The organism is Rhodomicrobium udaipurense JA643 (assembly GCF_000636015.1).
Lineage (GTDB): Bacteria > Pseudomonadota > Alphaproteobacteria > Rhizobiales > Rhodomicrobiaceae > Rhodomicrobium > Rhodomicrobium udaipurense.
The window spans coordinates 1-17,306 of sequence record NZ_JFZJ01000040.1; the positions used below are offsets into that span (position 1 = coordinate 1).

General features: G+C 63.8%; 16 protein-coding genes, 1 tRNA gene and 1 pseudogene. 3 read left to right on the top strand and 15 right to left on the bottom strand.

Features of this window, described 5'->3' with window-relative positions:
• Nucleotides 1-101 precede the first annotated feature (101 nt).
• The 13 genes from T281_RS07885 to infA form a co-directional block, all read right to left on the bottom strand.
• Nucleotides 102-338 carry a sulfurtransferase TusA family protein gene (locus T281_RS07885; RefSeq protein ID WP_037236932.1) on the bottom strand — a complete coding sequence of 79 codons (237 nt, stop codon included), beginning with the start codon at nucleotides 336-338 and terminating at the stop codon, nucleotides 102-104.
• Nucleotides 335-862, bottom strand: a complete 528-nt coding sequence (locus T281_RS07890; RefSeq protein WP_037236935.1) for an NADH-quinone oxidoreductase subunit B family protein — start codon at nucleotides 860-862, stop codon at nucleotides 335-337. The genes T281_RS07885 and T281_RS07890 overlap by 4 nt, the downstream gene beginning before the upstream one ends.
• Nucleotides 863-871: 9 nt before the next feature.
• Nucleotides 872-2,386 carry a hydrogenase large subunit gene (locus T281_RS07895; protein WP_037236938.1) on the bottom strand — a complete coding sequence of 505 codons (1,515 nt, stop codon included), beginning with the start codon at nucleotides 2,384-2,386 and terminating at the stop codon, nucleotides 872-874.
• Entirely contained in the window at nucleotides 2,383-3,819 is a 1,437-nt protein-coding gene (locus T281_RS07900) for a hydrogenase 4 subunit F (RefSeq protein ID WP_037236941.1), read from the bottom strand. The genes T281_RS07895 and T281_RS07900 overlap by 4 nt, the downstream gene beginning before the upstream one ends.
• Nucleotides 3,816-4,481 (bottom strand): hydrogenase-4 component E, encoded by a 666-nt coding sequence (locus T281_RS07905; RefSeq protein ID WP_013417983.1) that lies wholly within the window; start codon nucleotides 4,479-4,481, stop codon nucleotides 3,816-3,818. Before T281_RS07905 ends, T281_RS07900 begins: the two co-directional genes overlap by 4 nt.
• Complete coding sequence (locus tag T281_RS07910; RefSeq protein WP_037236942.1) at nucleotides 4,478-5,443, bottom strand: respiratory chain complex I subunit 1 family protein; 966 nt, start codon at nucleotides 5,441-5,443, stop codon at nucleotides 4,478-4,480. The genes T281_RS07905 and T281_RS07910 overlap by 4 nt, the downstream gene beginning before the upstream one ends.
• Nucleotides 5,443-7,461, bottom strand: coding sequence for a hydrogenase 4 subunit B (gene hyfB / locus T281_RS07915; protein ID WP_037236943.1), 2,019 nt, complete (start codon nucleotides 7,459-7,461; stop codon nucleotides 5,443-5,445). The genes T281_RS07910 and hyfB overlap by 1 nt, the downstream gene beginning before the upstream one ends.
• The gene (locus tag T281_RS07920) at nucleotides 7,458-7,724 is read right to left on the bottom strand and encodes a helix-turn-helix domain-containing protein (protein ID WP_037236944.1); all 267 of its coding nucleotides are present in this window, start codon (nucleotides 7,722-7,724) and stop codon (nucleotides 7,458-7,460) included. The genes hyfB and T281_RS07920 overlap by 4 nt, the downstream gene beginning before the upstream one ends.
• A 656-nt stretch (nucleotides 7,725-8,380) precedes the next feature.
• The gene (locus T281_RS07925; protein WP_052037252.1) at nucleotides 8,381-9,481 is read right to left on the bottom strand and encodes a D-alanyl-D-alanine carboxypeptidase family protein; all 1,101 of its coding nucleotides are present in this window, start codon (nucleotides 9,479-9,481) and stop codon (nucleotides 8,381-8,383) included.
• 16 nt (nucleotides 9,482-9,497) lie between these two features.
• Nucleotides 9,498-9,583: transfer RNA gene (locus T281_RS07930), tRNA-Leu, on the bottom strand.
• A gap of 380 nt (nucleotides 9,584-9,963) precedes the next feature.
• The gene (gene yacG / locus T281_RS07935) at nucleotides 9,964-10,161 is read right to left on the bottom strand and encodes a DNA gyrase inhibitor YacG (protein WP_013417976.1); all 198 of its coding nucleotides are present in this window, start codon (nucleotides 10,159-10,161) and stop codon (nucleotides 9,964-9,966) included.
• Nucleotides 10,162-10,163: 2 nt separating this feature from the next.
• Nucleotides 10,164-10,904 (bottom strand): Maf-like protein, encoded by a 741-nt coding sequence (locus T281_RS07940; RefSeq protein ID WP_155955161.1) that lies wholly within the window; start codon nucleotides 10,902-10,904, stop codon nucleotides 10,164-10,166.
• Nucleotides 10,864-11,082, bottom strand: a complete 219-nt coding sequence (gene infA / locus T281_RS07945; RefSeq protein ID WP_013417974.1) for a translation initiation factor IF-1 — start codon at nucleotides 11,080-11,082, stop codon at nucleotides 10,864-10,866. Before infA ends, T281_RS07940 begins: the two co-directional genes overlap by 41 nt.
• 310 nt (nucleotides 11,083-11,392) lie before the next feature.
• Here infA and T281_RS07950 point away from each other — a divergent pair, with 310 nt between their 5' ends.
• Entirely contained in the window at nucleotides 11,393-12,568 is a 1,176-nt protein-coding gene (locus T281_RS07950) for an MFS transporter (protein WP_037236946.1), read from the top strand.
• 18 nt (nucleotides 12,569-12,586) lie between these two features.
• On the opposite strand, the gene T281_RS07955 is transcribed toward T281_RS07950, so the two are convergent.
• Nucleotides 12,587-13,330, bottom strand: a complete 744-nt coding sequence (locus T281_RS07955; RefSeq protein WP_052037253.1) for an outer membrane protein — start codon at nucleotides 13,328-13,330, stop codon at nucleotides 12,587-12,589.
• 186 nt (nucleotides 13,331-13,516) lie between these two features.
• Nucleotides 13,517-15,511 (bottom strand): ABCB family ABC transporter ATP-binding protein/permease, encoded by a 1,995-nt coding sequence (locus T281_RS07960; RefSeq protein WP_037236949.1) that lies wholly within the window; start codon nucleotides 15,509-15,511, stop codon nucleotides 13,517-13,519.
• Nucleotides 15,512-15,709: 198 nt separating this feature from the next.
• Between T281_RS07960 and T281_RS07965 the strand changes: the two genes are divergently transcribed.
• Nucleotides 15,710-16,291, top strand: a complete 582-nt coding sequence (locus T281_RS07965; protein WP_037236972.1) for an LOG family protein — start codon at nucleotides 15,710-15,712, stop codon at nucleotides 16,289-16,291.
• Between the two features lie 329 nt (nucleotides 16,292-16,620).
• Nucleotides 16,621-17,202: pseudogene (radC, locus tag T281_RS07970) on the top strand (RadC family protein); the annotation flags it as partial.
• Nucleotides 17,203-17,306: the final 104 nt, after the last annotated feature.

The following is a 17,306-nucleotide window of genomic DNA, read 5'->3' on the forward strand; positions in this document are numbered from 1 at the left end:
CTAGGTGGACGGCGGGAAGGTGGGCGCAGAGAAACGCGTCGTGCCGCGTGTGTTTTTGCGCGCGATGGTTTAGGCGGACGGCGGCGGAATGGCCGACTGCCTCAGGCTTCGGCCTGCCGGATCGTAATTTCGAGCGCGCCGTCTTTTGCTTCACGCGACCCGACCCAGACGCAGCCCGAGACGCGGCAGAAGTCGCGGAAGTCTTCGGGCGCGAGCGGATCGGTGGCGAGGATGCGTACGAGCGCGCCCGGCGCGATGGCGCGCAACTGCTTTTTCGCGAGCAAAACCGGCAGCGGACAGGAAAGCCCGCGCGTGTCGATGGTGATGGCGTTCGTCATCGCGTGGGGCGGGCCGTGCCTTCTACCAGCGCCAGCAGCCCCTTGAGAAGATCGGTCGGCGTCGGCGGACAGCCCGGTATCACGAGATCGACGGGGATAATCTTGGCTACGGCTCCCGCGCAGGCGCGGCTCTCAGCGAACACGCCGAAGCCCGCCGCGCAATCGCCCGCCGCAACCACCCACTTCGGATCGGGCGTCGCGGCGTAGGTGCGCTCCAGCCCCTCGCGCATGTTCCACGAGACGGGGCCGGTCACGAGCAACACGTCGGCATGGCGCGGCGAGGCAACGAATTTCAGGCCGAAGCGCTCCACATCGTAGACCGGGTTGCCGAGCGCCTGGATTTCCAGTTCGCAGGCGTTGCAGGAGCCCGCATCGACCTCGCGGATGGCGAGCGACCGGCCGAGGCGCGCGCGAGCACGGGTGCCGAGCGCGCGGGCGAGATCGGCGACCGCCGCTTCATCCGGGGATGGCGCGCGTTCCGTGGCGGGGCCTTTCAGGAGCGCGTCGAGAAGCAGAATGTGCATCGGCGGTCCCTACAGATCCACGCCCGAATAAGAGCAGTTGAACGATTTGTTGCACAACGGGAAATCGGCGACGATGTTGCCATCGATCGCGGTTTCGAGCAGTGGCCACTGGAACCACGAGGCGTCGCGCGCGTGCATGTGTGCGATGCGGCCCTCCTCCTCGATACGAACGGCAAGGAACAGATCGCCGCGGAAAGCCTCCACGAGCGCCGCCCCCGCACCCGGCTGGAATGGCGGCGGCGCGGCGTGGATCGGCCCGGCTTCGAGCTTCCCGAGCAATTGGCGAATGATGCCGGTGCTCTCGGCGATCTCCTCGATACGGATCCAGATGCGCGCGTCCACGTCGCTTTCCTCGCGCGTCGGCACCTTGAAGGCGACGGCGTCGTAAGGCGGGTACGGGAATGCCCTGCGCGCGTCGAAAGCGCGGCCGCCCGCCCGGCCGACGAAGCCGCCCGCCGCGAACTGGCGGATGAAATCGGGCTGCACGATGCCCGTGCCGTGCGTGCGGTTTTGAATGGACGGCGACTGGTCGTAGGCGCGGACGACGCGATGGAAGCCCAACTCGATGCGCTCCAGCAGCGCGAGGATCGCCGTTGCGCCCGCCGCATCGATGTCGCGTGCGACGCCACCCGGCACGATGGCGTCCATCATCATGCGATGGCCGAAAAGCGCGGCCTGCGTGCGCAGCATGTCTTCGCGGATGAGCGAGCAGCGGGCGAGCAGCGCGGCGACGGCTGCGTCGTTGCAGATGGCACCGACATCGCTCACGTGGTGCGAAAGGCGTTCGAGTTCAGCCATCACGCCGCGCAGGAGCTGTGCGCGGGGCGCCACGTCCCAGCCGAGCGCGGCCTCCACCGAGCGGGCGAAGGCAAAGCTGTAGGCGACGGTGCTGTCGCCCGACATGCGCGCGGCAAGCTTCGCGGCCTTCTCTATCGGCGCGCCTTGCGCCAGCGCTTCGACCCCCTTGTGCACATAGCCGAGCCGCGCTTCGAGCCGCGCGACCGTCTCGCCGTTGGCGGTGAAGCGGAAATGCCCCGGCTCGATGATGCCTGCATGCACAGGGCCAACGGGGATCTGATGGAGCCCGTTGCCCTCGACGGGCAGGAAATGATAGCCCGGCTCGTGCTCCCGCCCCGGCCAGACGCCGTGATCGAGCCAGCGCCGCTCGTCGGGGATGCCCTCCGGTATCGCGCCATAGAGGTCGCGCATCGCGCGTTCGAGGCGGAGCGCGGGCGGGTGATGGAGGCCGACGGACGGGTAAGCCCCCACCTTGAGCGAGAGCGACACGATGGCGCGGCAATTTTCCTGCGCATCCCACAGCGCCATGCGGACATGGTGATCGTCCACCCACAGCGCGCCGAGATCATGCCAGCCCGCCGCGCATCCTCTCGCGAGGCCGATCCACAGCGCTGCGTCCGCCTCGATGCGCGCGAAGCCGTCAGCGCGAACCTGCAATGCAGCGCGGATCGCGTCGGCGAGCGCAACCGGCTCCGCATCGCGGCTTCTCTCGTTGATTGTGATCATCCGAGCATCTCCGCGGCACGCTTGAACCAGAGGACGACGGCAGGCGGCAGGAACATCCCGGCGATCAGGATCAGTGACAGGTGGACGAAGATCGGCGCCGACGCCGTGCTGACCGGAAGGTTGGGCGTGGTAGGTTCGCCGAAAAGGATGTCCTGAAGGCGCATGAGCAGCGCGCCCAGCGCGACAAGCAGGCCGAATGCCACAGCAAGGGCGAGCAGCGGCTCGCGCGCGAAGGTGGAGGTGAGGATCAGGAATTCGCTCATGAACGCCCCGAAGGGCGGCAGCCCGGAAATCGCGATCACTCCCGCCGCGAGCGCGAACGAGAGCAACGGGTTGGAAACCGACAGCCCGCGAATGGCGGACAGTTCCTGCGTGCCTTTCGCCTGCGTGACGTGGCCTACCGCGAAGAAGATCGCCGATTTCGTGAGGCTGTGCATGACCATGTGCAACAGCGCCGCGAAGTTCAGCAGCGGGCCGCCGAGGCCGAAAGCGAAGGTAATGAGGCCCATGTGTTCAATAGACGAATAGGCGAAGAGCCGTTTGATATCCTGCCGCTGGTAAAGCATGAACGCCGCGAAGATGAGCGAGACGATGCCCATGGTGATGAGGATCGGGCCGGGCGCAAGCGCGTTCGGGTTCGCCGCGATCAGCATCTTGAAGCGGAGCAATGCGAACAGCGCGACGTTGAGGAGGAGGCCGGACAGCACGGCGGAAATCGGCGTCGGCCCTTCAGCGTGGGCGTCGGGCAGCCACGCATGCAGCGGCGCGAGGCCGACCTTCGTGCCGTAGCCCACGAGCAGGAAGATGAACGCGATGTTGAGCAGCGGCGCGTCGAGCTGCGGCGCGATCTTGATGAGTTCGCTCCACGTCATTGCCGCCTCGCCCTCGCCGAGCACGCCTTGCCCGGTCAGATAGACGAGGATCGTGCCGAAGAACGCGAGCGAGATGCCGACGATGCCGAGGATGAAATATTTCCACGCGGCTTCGAGCGCGGCGGGCGTGCGATAGATGCCCACCATGATGACGGTCATGAGCGTTGCGAATTCGAGGCCAACCCACATCAGCCCGATGTTGTTGGCGAGCAGCGCGAGGTTCATCGCGCCCATCATCCCCTGGAACATCGCGTGGTAGAAACGCACGAACAGCGGCGTGAGATGCCCCGTCGCGATCTCGTGGCCGATGTAGCTGCGGCTGAAAAGCGACGTGGTGAAGCCGACGAGGGTGTTCAGGATGATGAAGAATTTGTTCAGGTCGTCGAGGATCACATAGGTCTCGGTGACCGGCGGCAGCGTGAGAAAAGAGAGCCCCGCCGCGAAGGTGAGGCCCGAGGCGAGCACGTTGCCGAGCGCGGTTACCCGATAGCTCGGGATAAGCGCGAGCAGGATCGCGGAGAGGAACGGAATGCCGACGACGGCGTAAACGGCCTCGTTCATCGATGCGCCCTCGCCGCTCGCACCTTGTCGAGGCTTTCCACGTCGACGCTGTCGAAACGCTCGCGGATGCGGAACAGGAACACTGCAAAAACGAACAGCGCGATAAGCACCGAGAACGCAACGCTGACCTCCACCACGAGCGGCATGCCGCGCGCGCCGGTCGCCGCGAGGATGAGGCCGTTCTCGATCGACATGAAGCCGACGATCTGCGTCACGGCGTTGCGGCGCAAGATCATCTGAAGCAAACCGAGCAGGATGATCGCGAGCGCGAGCGCCAGCCCTTCGCGCGTGAAGGATGCGGCGCCCGGCGTAACCTTCAGCACGAGCAGCAGCGCGAGGCTCGTCAGCCCGAGGCCGAGAAACATCGCAACCCCGACATTCACCACCTGATCGACATCGCGCTTGATGCCGAGTTTCTCGACCATGCGGTTCAGCGCGACGGGGATGATGATGCCCTTCAGCCCGAACGCCATGGCCGCCGTGATGAACAGGTCCGGCGCGTTGCGGACATAGCCCTGCCAGGCGACGGCGAGCGACAGCATGATCGCCTGCACCGCAAACGTGTTCAGCACCGCCAGAATGCGATCCTGATAAAGGAGCGTGAAGCTGCACACGAGCATCATGCCAGCGAGGAAGTGTGCGACGTCATAGGCGTTCGTCACCGCTGCACCTCCCGGGACAGAAATTCGAGCAGGATCGCGAGGAAGGCGAAGGTGAACGCGCCGCCGAGGAACTCGCTCACGCGGAAGACGCGCATCTTCGCGATGCTGACCTCCCAAACGCCGAGTGCCACCGCCGCGAGCACGAGCTTCGCGAGATAGCTGCCGATGCCGATGGCCCACGCGTCGGCGCTTCCATCGAAGGGGGCCATGCCGAAGGGCAGGAACAGGCAGATGATGAGCGAGATATAGAGCGTGAGCTTCAGGTGCCCCGCCGCTTCGATCATGGCGAGGTGACGGCCGGAATATTCGAGCACCATCGCCTCGTGCACCATGGTGAGTTCGAGATGCGTGGCGGGGTTGTCGACGGGGATACGGGCGTTCTCTGCCATCGCCACGATGACGAGCGCGACGAAGGCCAGCGCGAAGGAGACGCGGATTTCGAGCGGCTGCGTGATGAGAAACTGCGCCACTTCGGGCAGCCGCGTCGTGCCCGCGGCGAATGCGATGGTGAGCGCGACGAGGAGCGAGGCTGGCTCGGCAAGCGACGCGATCATCATCTCGCGCGACGAGCCGATGCCGCCGAAGGCTGTCCCCGCGTCCATCGCGGCAAGCGCAAGCAGCGCGCGGGCTGCGCCGATCAGCGCGACGAGGGCGACCACGTCGGCGGCCCAGTTGAACATCAGCCCCGAGGCGAGCGTCGGCACCAGCGCCGCCGCGACCCAGGTAAATGCGAAAATCATGTAGGGCGCGGAACGGAAGAACCAGGTGGCGTTCGGCGCGAGCACCGACTCCTTGCGCACGAGCTTCAACAGGTCGCGGTAGGGCTGGAAGATGGAAGGCCCGCGCCGCCGCATCAGGCGCGCCTTCACCTTCCGCGTGATGCCCGTCACCGCGGGCGCGATGGCGAGCACGAAGAACATTTGCGCGCCCTGAGCGACGAAGGATTGAAGGGTTGCGGGCATCACATGAACGTCGCGGTTATGACGAGCAGCACGATCAGCGTGGAAAACATCAGCACGAGATAGCGGCGGATCGTCAGGTAATGGATGAGGTCGAAACGCTCCGAAAGCGACCAGAGCGCGTTGGCGGGCATGACATAGAGGAAGCGCCAGATGTAGTCGGAGAAGCGGATGTGGAAATGCCCTTCGCGCAAGCTCCCCGGCGGCGGCATGTCGACGGTCTCGGTTGAGCTGTAGACGACGCCGCCATAGACCCGGCGCAGCGGTTGGCTGTAACTCGACGCGGTGTACTGCGTGGCGGGCGAAGGATCGGGGAAGCCACAGTCCCAGGCGGGCGAGCGGCGCGTCTTTTTGGACGCGAATAGGTGAATTGCCGCCATGGTGGCGAACGCCGACACCGCAACGAAGAACGCGATCGTCGGAGCGTCGTAGATCGCGCGGCCCTGATCGAATGCGATGAGCGAGAAGGGCGTGGGGCCGGTCTGCGTGTTGATCGCGGCGGCGGCTCCGGCATATTCGACGAGCAGCGGGTTCAGCGCGAAGGCCGTCAGACCGCCGAAAAGTCCGCCGAGAATGCACAGCACGGCAAGAAGGCCGATGGCGAGCGTCTGCGCGAACGGCGCCTCATGCGCGTTGGCGGCCTCGGGGCTGCGCGGGCGCCCGAGGAACACTGTCCCGTAGGCGCGCACGAAGCAGGCAGCGGCAAGCCCTGCCGCGAGCGCCAGCATCGCGCCGAGCACGGGCGACAGGAAACGCAGGATCGGCTCAGGGAAGACCGGGCCGGTCAGCACCGCCTGGAAAAGCAGCCATTCGGAGACGAATCCGTTGAGTGGAGGCAGCGCCGAGATCGCCAGCGCACCGATGAGCCAGAAGGCCGAGGTCTTCGGCATGCGATGGATCAGGCCGCCGAGCCTGTCGAGTTGCTTCGTGCCGGTCGAGTGCAGCACCGCGCCCGCGCCGAGGAACAGGAGCGACTTGAACCACGAGTGGTTCAGCGCGTGGATCAACGCGGCGGCGAGCGCGATGCCTGCCGCTGGGGGGATATTCGACGACTTGAACGCGATGGCGAGGCCGACGCCGGCGAAAATGATGCCGACGTTCTCGATGGTGGAATAGGCGAGCAGCCGCTTCAGATCCTGATCCTGCACCGCATAGAGCAACGCGCCGACCGCTGAGCCTGCGCCGAGCAGGATGAACGGCAGCGACCACCACCACTGCGGATCGCCCAGCAGGTCGAACACCACGCGGATGAGCGCATAGATCGCCACCTTCGTCATGACGCCGCTCATGAGCGCGGAAACGTGGCTCGGGGCGGCGGGATGGGCGAGCGGCAGCCAGGCGTGCAGTGGCATAATGCCCGCCTTCGACCCCGCGCCGAACAGAGCCGCGCCGAGTACGAGCGCCGAGACGAGCGGCGTCAGATGGCTCGCCCGCATCGTGTCGAACGCATAGCCGCCGGACGCGCCTGCGAGGCCGCCGAAGGCGAACAGGAGCGCCATCGTTCCGCCCGCCGCCATAAGAAGATAGACGTAGCCTGCCTTGCGATTGTCCGGATCGTCATGCCGCGACACGACGAGCGCCCACGACGAGAGCGACATCAATTCCCAGAAAAAGAGGAAGCCGAACGCGTCGTCGGCGAGGAGAACGGCGTTCATCGCGGCGCAGAATGCGGGGTAGAGCGGCTCGATGCGCTTTGAAAGATCGGCGCGCTTGATGCCCGCGCCGTAGATGCTGGCCATGAGCACGCCGACGTTCACGATGAAGCCGAAGAAGGCGGAAAGCCCATCGAGGCGGATATGCAGGCCGACGCCGGGAAGACCGACCGGCAGTTGCTCCTTCAGCACGACTTCATTGAAGAAGGCGGAGATGTCGGCGGCGATCGCGAGCGAAGCAGCGGCCGCGGAGGCGGCGTAGACGAAGCCAAGCCGGTGCCGGGGCAGGAAAACGGCAGCGAGCGCCGCACCCGCGTAGATCGCGAGCGCCACGAAAAGCGCCTGAAGTTGCCAGCCCGCGCCGGTCATTCCTCGGCCCTTTCCGGCGGCTTTTTCAGGCGCACGCCGCGCCCGCCGCCGCTTGAAACGGCTCCCTCTCCGATGAGTTCGACGCCCGCGCGATCCAGCGCCTCGACAATCTTCGTGAGGCTGTCGACCACGCCGCGAACGATTCCGGGACTCGCTTCCATGCGTTGAACCGTTGGCAGGGACACGCCAGCCTGATCGGCCAATGTCTTCTGGTCGATGCCGATAAGCGAGCGCGCGGCGCGCAACTGGGCTCCGGTGAGCACGAACTCTCCCCTTCGAACTCCTGGGAGCGTTTTCGCGCGAAACCCGGTTCGCGTGAAAACGCGCCAAATCCGTTAGGCCGTCCCTTCGCGATGAAGGACCACGAAAGGCTCTTATATGAAACTTAAACCCCCAAGGCTGATGTCTCAAGCATCAACTCAGATGGAAATACCGGTGGCACCGAGGCGTAGCGGGTTTTCCACTTCTGATTGCACTCGCGGTGGAAAACCCTTCAATGGAACCGGTGAAGCGATCGCACAGCGAGGGCGGCAAACATCGTGCCGCAACCGCACCGACGCAGGCGCTACAGAATCGCGCCGTAAATCAGACGCCGCACGACGCTGTATGTTTTCGATCAGTTCTCTGCGCCATTAGCCCGATCTAGCCGCGCGGCTCGGAGGCATACGCGCGGGTGTGTGATTAGCGGCGCGCCTCGCGTGGCACGGTCTGCCTGGCGGAAGCGCGTGCAACGCACCACGGGTACCGTGCCAAAGGCCACGCCCAAGTTTCACCATATTTCATTCTGCGGAGGTATCTATATCGTGGCGGGCTCGCGCCAACGTGCGGGTTAAGCTTCCACAGGGTGCGCTCAGGATGCCGACGGATGGGCCGGCTGCCTTGCGTTCGGCGTCGGCAACACCGGCCGGTCACCGAGCGTTTACCCGTTCGTGCGAGCGGCGGCGGGGCTTGCCGCAGCCGGATGCGCAGCCTTCGGCGCGGGCTTCTTCTTCTCGCTCGGGGCGTGCGCGGCTTTCGGCTTCGCGGTCGATGCGCCGTGACCGGGCTGCGATGCGGGCCGCTTGGGCTTCTGCTTCGCGCTTAGGGTGGGTTTGCGACCGCTGCACACGATACCGCGCATGTCGGCGGGTTGCGCGCCTTCCTGTGTCTCTACCGGCCAGGTGGCGAGCGTCGGCGCAAGCACCGCCTTCCACGGATAAATTTCGAAGCCGTGCTCGAACAGCGCTGCGGCGCGAATGGTTCTCGCCCCAGACGAGCGCTCGCCGAGCACCACAGCGACGAGTTGGCGGCCGTTCCGCGTCGCGCTTGCGACGACATTATATCCAGCCGCGCAGACGAAGCCGGTCTTCATGCCGTCCGCCCCGTCGTAACTCTTGAGAATGCCGTTATGCGAGGTAAGAAGCCGCTTGCCCACGCGTACTTCGGTCATCGAGAAGATGGGGGCGTATTGCGGAAATTCCTTGAGGATCATGTTCGACAGAAGCGCCATGTCGCGCGCTGTCGTGACCGCCTGTTCCGGCGTCTCGGTGCCGTCCGGGTTGAACTGCGGCAGGCCGTTCGGATTGACGAATTTCGTGTTCGTCATGCCGAGCCGCTTCGCCGTGCGGTTCATCTGATCGACGAACGCTTCGCTCGAACCGCCGATCTTCTCCGCGAGCATGATGGCGACGTCGTTCGCCGATTTGACGATCAGCGCCTTGATGGCGAGATCGACCTTGATCTGCGCGCCAAGCGGAAGGCCGAATTTGCTGGGAGGCTGGCTGCGCGAGAGCGCCGTGGACGTCAACATGTCTTCGGGGGATAACCGACCGTCGCGGATCGCCTCGAAGGTGAGATAGGCGGTCATCAGCTTTGTGAGCGAGGCGGGCCGCCACGGGAGATCCGCGTCCTCGGCGTAGAGCACGAGGCCTGTCGCGGGTTCGGTGAGGAGCGCGGGGCCGGCTACGGCGCCTTGCGCACCGAACAGAAACGCCGCCATTCCGCAAAGGATAAGCGTCTTCTTCGACAATGATGCGTACATAATCAATTCGCTCGATTGGTGCCCCAGGCCGGACTCGAACCAGCACGCCCTTGCAGGCAACAGATTTTGAGTCTGCCGCGTCTACCGTTCCGCCACTGGGGCACTCGCATCGGGAAGCTGGATCATAGCGAGGCTTTGCGGTGCGTCAACTGCTCGGTTCAGAAAAGCACAGCCGACTTGAGCAGAACTTGTGGAGCGCGAACGCTTGGCCGCCCTTGCGACCGTTGCCCACGATAATCTCTTATCGGTTGACAGAGCGTGCATGAGCTGCGGGAGCCTTGCCGCTTCAGGATCGCTTTCGTTATGCCCAACGCGCCATCGCTTTTGAAATCCAAAGCGCGCCCAAGCTTTCGGCGACGATTGTTCGCAAAAGCGGCATGAACGTCCTTACACCATGTTAAGAGGCGGTCCGATCGGGTTGGACCGTCTCTGAACTCCAAAGAAGCCTGATCGGATTGAGTTTGCAATCTGCCGAATGGGCTTCAGCCCGTTGCGTCGCCCTCGTCTTCCTCTTCCTCGGGCTTAACCGGAATCGCATAGACGCCCCCAAGCCAGCGGTGAAGGTCGACATCTGCACAGCGCCGCGAACAGAACGGTCTGTATTCCGGCACCTGCGGACGCATTCCGCAAATAACGCATGGGGGAGCGCCCTCCGCCTTTTCGTCGCGATCTTCCGTCATTTTCAAAGCGAATCGACTTCCGCGCGATTGAGCCAGTTGAAATAAACGGGAAACCCCTCCCCGGTCAGAAGTTGCACCACCTCGATCAGCGGAAGCCCCACGACGTTGGTGTATGAGCCGACAATCTTCTGCACAAATGCACCCGCAATCCCCTGAATCGCATAGCCGCCCGCTTTGCCGCGCCATTCGCCGCAGGCGAGGTAGCTGTCGAGTTCCTCCGCCGACAGGCGCTTGAAGCGAACGCGCGTTTCGACGGTGCGCATTTTCACCGAGCCCGTATCGGTGATGAGGCAGACCGAGGTGAAGACGCGATGCGAGCGGCCAGAGAGCGTTTGCAGGGCGGCGGCGGCCTCGTTGAGATACTCCGGCTTGCCAATGATCTTCCGATTGACGGCGACAACGGTGTCGGCGGCAAGCACGAACGCTCCGCCCAGGTTAGGCTCTCGCTCCAGCCTCTCCCTGGCGGTCAGGGCCTTTTGCCGCGCAAGCCGCTGCGCATAGGAGCGGGGAGCCTCACCTTTTTTTGGTGTCTCGTCGATGGACGCGGGACGGAGCGCATCCGGTTCAATGCCAACCTGCTCCAGAAGAGCAAGGCGGCGAGGCGATGCGCTGGCCAGAACGAGAAGCTTTCGCGCAGCCGATTGCACGGCGGCGGGATGGCCACGTTCTTCAGGCTGTTGCTTCGAGGACAGGATCGATCCCCTATTTGAAGCGATAAGTGATGCGTCCCTTGGTAAGATCATAAGGCGTCATCTCGACCAAAACCTTGTCTCCAGCGAGCACGCGGATTCGGTTCTTCCGCATGCGCCCGGCGGTGTGCGCTATGATTTCGTGGCCGTTGTCGAGCTTCACCCGGAACGTCGCATTGGGGAGAAGTTCGCTTATGATACCAGGAAATTCCAGTAGTTCTTCTTTCGACATAACTCCTGCCAATGAAAAGCCGCTGCGCTTTCAAAACGCCATCTAAGCCGGATGTGCGTCTTGAGATTACGAAAGGAAACGCAGCGATCTGTGAATTTGCCGGAGAATGGCCGCTTGGCCCGCCAAAATCAAGACGGATCGGCTGCGGCAGACCAGCGACGGTTGAAAACAGGTGTTCGCTGGCTCGGTGGCGCGCTTGACGACGCACCAGCCTCTGGCGAATGTATGACCTTGAAATCCGATCGGCCAAGCCGGCGAAGCCAGACGGACCTCTCATCGTGATCGAAACCTCCCATAATTGGCGCCCGTATTGAGCGCCGGTTCCTCCCGACTCGGCGTGATCCTCGCGCTCGGCACGACGCAGACGCTGGCGTGGGCTTCGAGCTATTATTTGCTGGCGATCCTTGCCGGACCCATCGCCGCGAGCACGAGCATGTCGGCAAATGGCGTATTCGCCGCCTTTTCGTTCTCGCTCCTCATTTCCGCGCTGGCCGGTCCGAGGGTCGGACGCTCCATCGACCGGTTCGGCGGCCGCACCGTGCTCATGCTGTCGAACGCGTTCTTTGCCGCAGGCCTGTTCGTCATGGCGGGCGCGTCGGACTGGGTTTGGGTCTGGCTCGCCTGGGCGTTCATGGGGGCGGGCATGGGCTTTGGACTCTACGACGCCGCTTTCGCGACACTTGCGCGCATCTATGGAGCCACCGCCCGACCAGCGATCACCGGCGTCACACTCATGGGGGGTCTCGCAAGCACGGTCGGATGGCCGCTGACCGCATGGGGCCTCGCCGCAGTCGGCTGGCGCGAGACCTGCGTCATATGGGCGTTCGCGCATCTGTTCATCGGCGTGCCGCTCAACGCGATGCTTCCGCGCGTTAGGGCGGGCGACCTGCCCTCCCCGGCCGATCACGCGCCACGCATTGGAATCGACCGGACGATGATCCTGCTCGGCTTCGCCTTCGCGGCGGGCTGGACCATCTCCACGGGCATGGCCGCGCACCTTCCGCGCCTCTTGCAGGATCTCGGCGCAACCGGGACGCAGGCGATCGCTGCTGGCATGCTCATCGGGCCGGCGCAGGTTGCCGCGCGCATCGCGGAGGCGACCTTGTTCAAGCGCGCTCATCCGCTGACCTCGGCGAGGCTGTCGGCCGGGCTGCACCCGCTAGGCGCAGCGCTTCTGTTTTTTGGCTTGCCTGGCATCGCGCTCTTCGCCCTCCTCCACGGTGCCGGAAACGGCATTCTCACGATTGCGAGAGGAACCGTGCCTCTCGCGCTCTACGGGCCGGAAAATTACGGTTACCGGCTCGGCATCCTCGGCGTGCCGTCGAGAATGGCGCAGGCCGCTTCGCCTCTGCTTTTCGGCCTGCTTATCGAAGCGCTGGGTGCCGGAACCTTCGTAGTGTCTGCGGTGATCATGCTTGCCGCGCTGGCCGCGTTCTGCCTCGTGCGAGCCGGACCCGCCAAGATCGATGGTGACGAGCCAGGCTAAGCACATATCGCTGCTTTTCTAGTAAAGCGGCCCGACGCCGTTCAGGAAAACGTTGAAGCCGATCTTGAAAGTGTTGACCGACATATCGTTGTTGAACTGGGTGTCGTCGAAGTTGAGCGTGCTGTCTCCGAAGTCGAAATAGAGGTATTCCGCCTTGATGGACCAGCGCGGGCTGACCTGATATTCGAGGCCGCCGCCGAGCGTCCATCCGGTGAACGTGCCGCTCGACTGGCGCAGCGCGCTGATGCCATCCGTGACGAGCGTGACATTGGTTTCGCCCGTATAGAAGCCGAAGCCGCCTTTCAGGTAGATCAGCGCGTTGCCATAGAGGAAGCCGCCCCTTACCGTCACGTCGCCGTACCAGCCGCCGTCTGAGGACACAGACAGAACGCTCGGCGTGATGTCGTTTATTGCGAAACTCTTGCTGGCGTCGTTGCCGAGGCCGCCGATGTCACCTTCGATGCCCCAGAGGAAATTACCGATGGGAATGTTGTAGCCGAGCTGGAGACCGCCGAGAAAACCGGACCCTTCCACGCTTCGGTCTGACAAGACAGTTCTGGTGCTGTTGACGAAGACCACATTGCTGGCGGTGTCGATTGTAGACCATGCGCCCCCGACATTGCCGCCGATATAAAAGCCCTGCCAGAATGCGATGGGCGCGACGGGCTGAGGGGGATAGGGGTCCTTGTATCCGCCGTATCCACCATAGCCTCCGCCATAATATGGATCGGCTGCATACGCCACCTGGGCCGCGAGGAACATACCTAGAGCGGCCCCACCAACTGACTTTACAACTGACATAACTTTCCCGCTTACGTTGCCACAGAGAAGCTTTACACGTTACTGGTAAAAGCTGTGGCATTAACGGAAATGCAACGCAAGCGTGTGTTTGTAGCAAGCCGCAGCCGCAGCGTGAACAGCTTGTGGATAAGCGGTGTACTCCTGTCCCTAAGTCCTTGATGCGACGGCCTTGTCGTCCCCTGTTTCTTCCAGGTCACAACTCCGCCGGGATTGCACTTCCCGCATGTGCGCCGGAACAGCGGCGCCGCTCGCATTCGGCTCCACGGTCGGCAGCGCGCCTTCTTCGACCATCTCGGCGAGCTTCCGCCGCGCCTCCTCGGCCTCCTGCTGACGCGTCCACAGCGCCGCGTAAAGCCCCCGCGCTTCGAGCAGCGAAGCGTGCGTGCCGCGCTCGACGATGCGGCCCTTGTCGAGCACGAGGATCGTATCCGCGCCGATGACCGTCGAAAGCCGGTGCGCGATGACGAGCGTCGTGCGGCCCTTCGCGACGCTGTCGAGCGCCGCCTGGATTTCCTTTTCTGTAAAGCTGTCGAGCGCCGACGTCGCCTCGTCGAGGATGAGGATCGGCGGTCCCTTGAGGATCGTGCGCGCGATGGCGACGCGCTGCTTCTCGCCGCCGGACAGTTTCAACCCCCGCTCGCCGACCATCGACTTGTAACCCAGCGGCAGTTGCTTGATGAAGCCGTCGATCTGCGCCATACGCGCGGCCTCGCGCATTTCGGCGTCCGTCGCGTCGACGCGCCCATAGCGGATGTTGTATTCGATGGTATCGTTGAACAGCACCGTATCCTGCGGAACGATGCCGATGGCGGCGCGCAACGACTCCTGCGTGACATCGCGCACATCCTGCCCGTCGATGGTGATGCGCCCCGTCTTCACGTCGTAGAAGCGGTAAAGCAGCCGCGAAATCGTCGACTTGCCCGCGCCGGACGGCCCGACAAGCGCCACCATATGTCCGGGTGGCACTTCGAAATCGACGCCTCTCAGGATCGGGCGTACGCCATCGTAGCTGAACGTGACGTTGTCGAAGCGGATCGCGCCGGCGCCCACGATGAGCGGCTTCGCGCCCGGCTTGTCCTTCACCTCCGGCTTCTGGCCGATGAGTTCGAACAGCGCCTCGATATCGACGAACGCCTGCTTGATCTCGCGATAGATGACGCCCATCAGGTTGAGCGGCTGATAGAGCTGGATGAAGACCGCGTTGATGAGCACGAAATCGCCGACTGTCATCGCGCCCGTCGCCACGCCGTGCGCCGATAGCGCCATTGCTGTCACCATGCCCACCGTAAAGATGACGGTCTGGCCGAAGTTGAGCGCGGCGAGCGAAGTCGCGGTCTTGATGCTCGCACGCTCGTAGCGTTGCATCGAGCGGTCGAAACGGTCCGCCTCCCAGCGCTCGTTGCCGAAATATTTCACCGTCTCGTAGTTGAGAAGGCTGTCGACGGCCTTCGTCGTCGCATCGGTGTCGGCCTCGATATATTCGCGCCGGATCGCGATACGCTTCTCGCTGACCGCGATGCTGTACCACGTGTAGATTACGATCATCCCCAGCACGATGGCCACGAAAGTCCAGCCGAAGTAAAAGCCGAAGAGCAGACACACGAACAGCACTTCGAGGATCGTGGGCACGAGGTTCAACACGCCCATGCGGATGATGAGGTCGACCGCGATCTTGCCCCGGTCGAAGACGCGCGTGAGGCCGCCCGTTTTCCGGTCGAGGTGAAAGCGAAGCGACAGGTCGTGCACATGACGGAAGGCGCTTGTCGTCAGCATCCGCGTCGCGTTCTGCTCGATAGGCGCAAACAGCACGTCGCGAAGCTGCTGGAAGCCGGTCATCGCAATCCGAGCGCCAGCGTAGGCGAGCGTCATGAAAAGCGGCACCGCCGCCAACGTCCACGCCGCTTGCGCCCCGTCCGTCTTGGGCATGGCCGTCAGCGCGTCGATCGCATATTTGTAGGTGACGGGCATGAAGACGGTCACGACCTTGGCCGCCACGAGCACCACCGCCGCCAGTACAAGCCTGGCCTTGAGATCGGCACGGCCCTTCGGCCACGCGAAGGGCAAAAGATACCGGAAAATGGCTTTATGGTCTGTCTTGCCGTGCTTTTCGGGCGGGACGGATCGCGATGCGTGGTGATGCAAAAAAGGCCTCGTTGACGGTGAAGCCGGAACTTCTAGCTTCGGCGGGTGTATGGTTGCGGCGGCGCCTTCTCTCCATATAAGCGGACTTCCGTGTCAGGCGAGGCCCGCGGCTTAAGCGGCGGGCAAGTTCCGCGCTGGTAAGCTCATGGAAAGACACGCTCAGGATGTGAAGACGGCGGCGGTATGAAAGCAGAGAAAATGAAGCGTTTGTGTGTTTATTGCGGCTCGGGTTCCGGGCTCGATCCGCGATTTCTCGATGCGGCGAGAACGCTCGGTCGCACGATGGCCGAGGCGCGGATCGGCCTTGTCTACGGCGGCGGCGGTAACGGCATGATGGGCACGGTTGCGCAGACCGTCATCGATCATGGCGGCCACGTCACCGGCATCATACCGGCCTCTCTCCTCCAGATCGAGAACGCGCTCGAAACCATCAGTGAGCGCTACGTCACCAGCGGCTTCCACGAGCGCAAGATGCTCATGTTCAACCTGTCCGACGGGTTTGTGGCCCTGCCGGGCGGCGTCGGCACGCTGGAAGAACTTGTCGAGCAACTCACCTGGACGCAGCTCGGCCACCACGACAGGCCGGTGTTCATCGTGAACACGGCGGGCTATTGGGATCTGCTGCTGGCGATGTTCGACCGCATGCGAGAGCAGCTTTTTATTCGGCCCGGCCTCGATACACGCTACATCGTGGTTGAAAAGGCCGAGGACGTGGTGCCGTTTTTCCTCAAGCACCGCCCCTCGAAGAAGGCGCCGGCGCCGACGCTCATCCGCGCCTGACCCGCGCCGACCGCAGGCGAAGCGAGCGCGGTAGATGTTGGGCTGTCGGCGATGACGGCCGCGCTCGATAAAAGTATCGTCGCGTTTGCCCGTGTGGAGCAAAACGCGGGAGCCTCGGGCGCGAACCTCGCAAAATGCCTCAAATGCCCCTTTTCTTTTCATAAAATCTCATGTTTATTCGTTCAGTTGAAAGTGCGTTTCCGTTTTGCGTGGCGTTGTGCATCCCCCATGGCGAACTGCTTCGAAGAAAGCCCCCTGTTCGAGCTCCTCTCCCTTGAAGCGGGCGCGAGCGTCCCACCGCCTCAGCCTCCGCGTCCCACACCGCATTACTCGTGCTCTTCCGCGCCATCGCGCGACGGGATGTGAAGCCGCTCGCGAAGGAACTCCTCGGGCGGTTCGGCTCGTTCGGTGAAGTTATGAACGCCCCTCGCGACCGGCTGCTCGAAGTGGAGGGCGTGACCGAAGCCGTCGTCACCGAGTTCCGAGTCGTGCAGGCGGCGGCGCTGCGCACGGCGCAGGGCGAGGTAAAGAAGCGGCCGATTTTCGCCGCCATGTCGACGGTTCTCGATTATCTCCGCTCGGCCATGGCATTCGAGGATCGCGAACAGTTCCGCATCCTGTTCCTCGACCGGCGCAACAAGCTGATCGCCGACGAGGTGCAGTCGCGCGGCACCATCGACCACACGTCGGTTTATACGCGCGAGGTGGTGAAGCGCGCGCTCGAACTGTCGGCATCGGCGGTGATTCTCGCGCACAACCACCCGTCGGGCGACCCGACGCCGTCGCGCGCCGATATCGAGATGACGAAGGAAATCGCGGAGGTGGGAAGCAAGCTTGGCGTGACCGTGCACGACCATATCATCCTCGGCCGCGACGGCCATCTCAGCCTGAAGTCGGTCGGGGCTTTTTGAGCGCGGATCGAAGCGGAACGCCGAATGCCGCGAGATCCCGCCAACAAAAAAGGCAACGCGCTGCTCGCGCGTCGCCTGTAGAAAATGCACGCCGCGACAATGCG

Bases quoted from the DNA above. Each gene is read 5' to 3' on its own strand.
- T281_RS07885 (WP_037236932.1), bottom strand. From the start codon at position 338: ATGACGAACGCCATCACCATCGACACGCGCGGGCTTTCCTGTCCGCTG.
- T281_RS07890 (WP_037236935.1), bottom strand. From the start codon at position 862: ATGCACATTCTGCTTCTCGACGCGCTCCTGAAAGGCCCCGCCACGGAA.
- T281_RS07895 (WP_037236938.1), bottom strand. From the start codon at position 2,386: ATGATCACAATCAACGAGAGAAGCCGCGATGCGGAGCCGGTTGCGCTC.
- T281_RS07900 (WP_037236941.1), bottom strand. From the start codon at position 3,819: ATGAACGAGGCCGTTTACGCCGTCGTCGGCATTCCGTTCCTCTCCGCG.
- T281_RS07910 (WP_037236942.1), bottom strand. From the start codon at position 5,443: ATGCCCGCAACCCTTCAATCCTTCGTCGCTCAGGGCGCGCAAATGTTC.
- hyfB (WP_037236943.1), bottom strand. From the start codon at position 7,461: ATGACCGGCGCGGGCTGGCAACTTCAGGCGCTTTTCGTGGCGCTCGCG.
- T281_RS07925 (WP_052037252.1), bottom strand. From the start codon at position 9,481: ATGTACGCATCATTGTCGAAGAAGACGCTTATCCTTTGCGGAATGGCG.
- yacG (WP_013417976.1), bottom strand. From the start codon at position 10,161: ATGACGGAAGATCGCGACGAAAAGGCGGAGGGCGCTCCCCCATGCGTT.
- T281_RS07940 (WP_155955161.1), bottom strand. From the start codon at position 10,904: ATGATCTTACCAAGGGACGCATCACTTATCGCTTCAAATAGGGGATCG.
- infA (WP_013417974.1), bottom strand. From the start codon at position 11,082: ATGTCGAAAGAAGAACTACTGGAATTTCCTGGTATCATAAGCGAACTT.
- T281_RS07955 (WP_052037253.1), bottom strand. From the start codon at position 13,330: ATGTTCCTCGCGGCCCAGGTGGCGTATGCAGCCGATCCATATTATGGC.
- T281_RS07965 (WP_037236972.1), top strand. From the start codon at position 15,710: ATGAAGCGTTTGTGTGTTTATTGCGGCTCGGGTTCCGGGCTCGATCCG.